This is a genomic window from Filifactor sp., assembly GCF_057248345.1.
The window spans coordinates 29,788-34,523 of sequence record NZ_DBHIIC010000014.1 but is presented as its reverse complement, the minus strand read 5'-3'; the positions used below and the strand labels follow the sequence as shown (position 1 = coordinate 34,523).

General features: G+C 32.9%; 5 protein-coding genes. 4 read left to right on the top strand and 1 reads right to left on the bottom strand.

Annotated features, from left to right (window positions below):
- The 4 genes from ACO5GE_RS04260 to ACO5GE_RS04245 form a co-directional block, all read left to right on the top strand.
- Positions 1–397: LPXTG cell wall anchor domain-containing protein (locus tag ACO5GE_RS04260; RefSeq protein WP_484829692.1), on the top strand; the 397-nt coding region annotated here is incomplete at its 5' end.
- Positions 398–1,307: 910 nt separating this feature from the next.
- Positions 1,308–2,363 (top strand): hypothetical protein, encoded by a 1,056-nt coding sequence (locus tag ACO5GE_RS04255; protein ID WP_484829691.1) that lies wholly within the window; start codon positions 1,308–1,310, stop codon positions 2,361–2,363.
- A gap of 218 nt (positions 2,364–2,581) precedes the next feature.
- Positions 2,582–3,148 carry a hypothetical protein gene (locus ACO5GE_RS04250; RefSeq protein ID WP_484829690.1) on the top strand — a complete coding sequence of 189 codons (567 nt, stop codon included), beginning with the start codon at positions 2,582–2,584 and terminating at the stop codon, positions 3,146–3,148.
- A 53-nt stretch (positions 3,149–3,201) separates the two neighbouring features.
- Positions 3,202–4,083, top strand: coding sequence for a DUF4261 domain-containing protein (locus ACO5GE_RS04245; RefSeq protein WP_484829689.1), 882 nt, complete (start codon positions 3,202–3,204; stop codon positions 4,081–4,083).
- 24 nt (positions 4,084–4,107) lie between these two features.
- On the opposite strand, the gene ACO5GE_RS04240 is transcribed toward ACO5GE_RS04245, so the two are convergent.
- The gene (locus tag ACO5GE_RS04240; RefSeq protein WP_484829688.1) at positions 4,108–4,584 is read right to left on the bottom strand and encodes a hypothetical protein; all 477 of its coding nucleotides are present in this window, start codon (positions 4,582–4,584) and stop codon (positions 4,108–4,110) included.
- Between the last annotated feature and the right edge of the window lie 152 nt (positions 4,585–4,736).

The following is a 4,736-nucleotide window of genomic DNA, read 5'->3' as shown; positions in this document are numbered from 1 at the left end:
AGGAGGAACAACTCCAGGTGGAGGAACAGTAACCCCAGGAGGAGGAACGACACCGGGTGGAGGAACAACCCCAGGTGGAGGAACAGTAACCCCAGGCGGAGGAACAGTAACCCCAGGTGGAGGAACAGTAACTCCGGGAGGAGTCTCCGGTGGAATAACACCGACAACACCAAATTCATCGAAAACACATGGCAATATAACAGTTTCAGGCGATTCGACAACAAGAAAAAAATCGTCAATTTCGAAGAATTCGGTAGTGAACAAGGTGATTCAATCTGCTCATCATCTTCCAAAAACGGGAGATGGAGTAAATCCTGTATTATTTGCGTTCTTATTCCTTCTATTGGGAAGTGGACTTACCTTTGTAGGTTATAAACGTAGAAAAAAGGAAAGATAATAGAAATAAAAGAAATCACTTTCTCTTGAAGTTCCATGTGTTGTTAACTACTGTCAGTAGTTAAGATGATTAGAATTGACAGAATCAGAATAAAATTGTCATTCGTTAGAAGTGATAACATACAAAAGAGTAAATTTTTTCATCTTAGAAAAATAGGATGGGGAACAGAGAAGTGCAAATAAACAGTGATTCTCTATGAATATTCAAGAGATAGCACGATAGGATAAACCAAGAACAAATCTGAATATCCCTTTGTTCGGGAGAAGGTTTTTCTATTGGAAGTGTTTGGAGGACATCTTCACAGAAGTGAAGATGTCCTTTTTTGTGCTTTCCTTTATCATGTTAGGAATCGTATATTTAAAATATAGGTATTCTGAAAGAAAATAAGCCATGCGCTTGAAAAAATGTTATTTTTTCATCTAAAGTATGAATATTATAAATTAAAAAAGTATGAATATTACAAATTAAAAAACATGAATATAACGTATTAAAATTATCTTATGCTACTAACATCACGTAAAATGTTCGATGGATGGAAAAGTTAATAAAAGTACAAATGGTTTGATGGACTTTTGTATGATAGAAGTTAAAACAAATCTTTTTGATTATAGAAGACTCAGATTCAAGAATTCATTATGGATATAGTTGAATTGAGTTTTTAGTGGTTATCATAAATGAAGAGATAGGATGATTGAACATTCTAAAGAAGAAAAAACACTTGATAGAGAAAACATAATTGGATGTAATTTATCCAATTATGTTGAAGCGATTGAAAATATTTGTATTTCAAAAGAGTAATAATTTAAAAAAATAACTATTTAGAATGAAAATTTGAGATATAATATAGTTATCAGAAAAAATATCCCATCAAGTGTAAAACATGATTTTTGTAGATAGGAAGGAGATAGGAATGAAATCTTTTATTATAGGAGTTGGTTTCTTTCTTACTATGGTTCTGTCGATACTTTTTACGGTGTCATTATATATTCGTCTTTTGATTGCAGTAAAAAATAATAAGGATGTACCAAGATGGATGTACAAACTGGGGAAAGATATGAAAATAACGAGAGTGCGTAGGATGTATTTACAAATAGGATTAGCAAGAGAACGAGATGTTGCAGACATATCGGCATTGAATGATGTCCGTTTGTATGTGTTTGGAGTAGTGATATCAAATATTGTACTCTTTTTTGTGTTATTTGGTAGATATTTACAAAATGATATGGTAAAAGTTTGGTTATCGGCTGAATTTGTTATTGGTTTTTCAATGATTATGGTGTATTTGAGGGATTTATGGTTAAGTTCCTTCTCTTCAAAATTTAGGAAAAAGATTTACAACAAAGTTTATTCAACAGCGGCAAGCGCTGTGATTGGTATGTTTTTTATATCCATTGTTATTTCTATGTTGTCTATAATGTTGATTGGAGTGCCGGTCAAAGCACCTACTGTTGAAGTAGGTAACTCAAAGATTGTTATCGGACATACTATGGCAAATGAATTGCTTTTAAACGGATTTACATTTACAGGTAAAACGGGTGACGATAGGATTGTGAACACACGAGAGAATCATCTTTATGTCGGGGAAGGGTTTGAGCTTGTGAAGGATGGCAAATTGTATGGCTATGTGAATGTAACACCAAGGTATGAAGATGAGGCAATGCTGAAGGACTGTGTGATTACTTACTTTGGTATTTCATCAGAAAGTGAGACATTCAACGATATCAAAATATGTGATAAAAGCATTTCTCAATTATCAATACATGATTTTGAACATACAGATATGAAAGATATTTTTTCACTTACACCTATCAGTTATCGTGAGGCAAAAGGAGGTAGACAATTTTCGTTGATGATGCAAACTTACCCACATATTTTATGGAAAAGTTATACGATTGAAGCAACTTTTACTAACGGAAACCGTGGAAATCAATTTGAAGTTTTTGCTCAACATTCTCTTTGGGAATAGGAAGAAGTATAAAAAAGAGATTTGAGGGATCATAGCTTTGAGATAGTTTGACCGATTGTATAATGGAAAGATTTATTAACTTAATATTAGATTGCTCCAAGTATTAAAGGACATCATTACAGAAGAAAAAATTATTCGTAAGATTCTGTTTGTAATGAGTGCAGTGATGAAGTAAACAGATGGTATTCTAAAAAATGAAAAAAAGGAGATTGAGAAAAATGAGAGTTCCAACTTACTTAAAGAAAGAAAACTATAAAATCGTAAAAGAAGAAGTTGACTTTTTAACAGTAACCATTATGAATAAAGAAGAAAATGGAAAGCATAACGAATTTTTTGATATTTACTATTTTGGAGAATTGTATGGAGAATCGTTTTTAGAGAAGATGATTTGCGGGATTTTTGACGATAAAACTTGTGAGACAGTGCCCTGTAAAATAATTGCAAAATGTGTTAAGACAGGAAAAGAGATACTGTTGTTTGATGAAGCGAAATACGGATACAATTCTCTTTTTTGTGATGAATTCGATATGGATACGGTATCTAAAAGAGATCTTAGTAAGTTGGATATACCAACCTCTAAAATCAAGATTGAGTTCGGTTACAGTATAGACTTTGAAGGTGAGAAAGAAGATTTTGAGTTAGATGAGAACGATTGCTTAAAAACAATCAACGGAGAGCTTATTTCTTGGGAAGATGTAAAGAAAAATGCGTTTGACTTTATTCGAATTTTGGCAATAGATGATAAGGAAACGGTAAGAGAGATTTGTGAATTGGAACTTGCATGATACAAAACAGACATGATATCAGATGATTCACTTTGATAAAAAGAGGAAATGTTATGGACGGAGAAATTTTGAAACAAGATTTGACAAAAGAAGACAGGCAGGGAGGAGTATTCGTTATCCATGTATTGATGGAAGAAGAATGTGCTATGCCGGATCGATCTTTATTTCAGACAATTTTAGACAAGCATTTAAATCATGTAAATTGTTTTGGATATTCAGAAGAAACGGCATGTTTTGAGGCAAGTGATTATCAGATGTCTTTTGAAAATGATAAGATAACTGCTCATCCTCAACTGTTGATTACTTCTTGTAGTGAAATTAAAACTCCGATTATGGATGACATTGCGAAAACACAGTTATGGAATTGTCCGAATGGAGATGAAATACTGAAACAATGTCGCTATCAAGTGTTTGCTACTGATATGTTAGCTTCAGTATTAGACTATAAAGAAAGAGCGAAACTGTTAGTCGGATATATTGAAGCATTGGTCGACCTGTATCCAACTTGTAAGGCAGTCGTGTTTGAAAACTCTAAAAAAATGTTGACTAGAGAAGAAATATTGGATTGCGAGTTGCCGAAGGATGCAAGGTTCTTGTACTATGGTGTAAATATTCGATTCTTCAATATTCAAGGTACGAATGATATGTTAGTAGACTCATTGGGAATGAGCACCTTGTTTTTGCCGGATGTGCAATACCATTTTCACGGTTTGAATCCTAATGATATAGTGAATCATGCCTATGATATGCTCTACTATATTTATGATTACAACAATCCGATTGAGTCCGGTAATACGATTACAGGATTGGAGGATGGAAAACCGAATAAAGAGATCAAATGGAAATTGCAGTATGAACAATCTCTGATTCAGCCGGTAAGAGAAGTGATAGATATCGATACATTGGAATTTGCATCAGGAAACAGAGAACAATAATCTGATAAGGAATATTATGAGAGGTTATCTGATCCCGGTATGGTTATTTTGTTGTAATCGTTCAGCATCTATTCTCTTTGTTAAGAAATGATTTGATGCCAATAAACTCAGTATCAAAAGCGGAAGAAGATTGATGATAAAGATTGGAAATAATTTAAGAGAAATCACCAAAATAGTAGCTTTTTTTCTATACAACCCACTACCCCAATCACCGTTGATAAGTGGATAGACAGACTCTAATGTGTCGAGATACCATTTTACGAAAGCGTTATTTTGATGTTCAGGATTCATCATCCATCCGAACCAAAAAAAGGAGAATGTAAAGAAATATAAGATTCCAAACATCAAGGTAGCTTTCCTTGTTTTTCTTGTAGCATCAATACAAATCTTCTCCTTATCCTCTTGACTTAAGCTCTGTAATGAGTCGTTCGTCATGGATACTTTTTTAAATTTGTACACAATATATTTATATTGAATAGTTTTTTGGATGTCAATTTTCATATAAAAACCCCGCTCATTTTGATTTTACTTAACCAATATTTTTGTTTATCATCATAGCTATTGTATCACAAAGAATTATGTAGAGGATAGACTTTTAATAATTTACTCTCTTATTGAAATATCTAATTTATAGAGAAGAAAGAGAGTATTTT

Coding starts and splice junctions, on each gene's coding strand:
- ACO5GE_RS04250 (WP_484829690.1), top strand. CDS start 2,582: ATGAGAGTTCCAACTTACTTAAAGAAAGAAAACTATAAAATCGTAAAA.
- ACO5GE_RS04255 (WP_484829691.1), top strand. CDS start 1,308: ATGAAATCTTTTATTATAGGAGTTGGTTTCTTTCTTACTATGGTTCTG.
- ACO5GE_RS04240 (WP_484829688.1), bottom strand. CDS start 4,584: ATGAAAATTGACATCCAAAAAACTATTCAATATAAATATATTGTGTAC.
- ACO5GE_RS04245 (WP_484829689.1), top strand. CDS start 3,202: ATGGACGGAGAAATTTTGAAACAAGATTTGACAAAAGAAGACAGGCAG.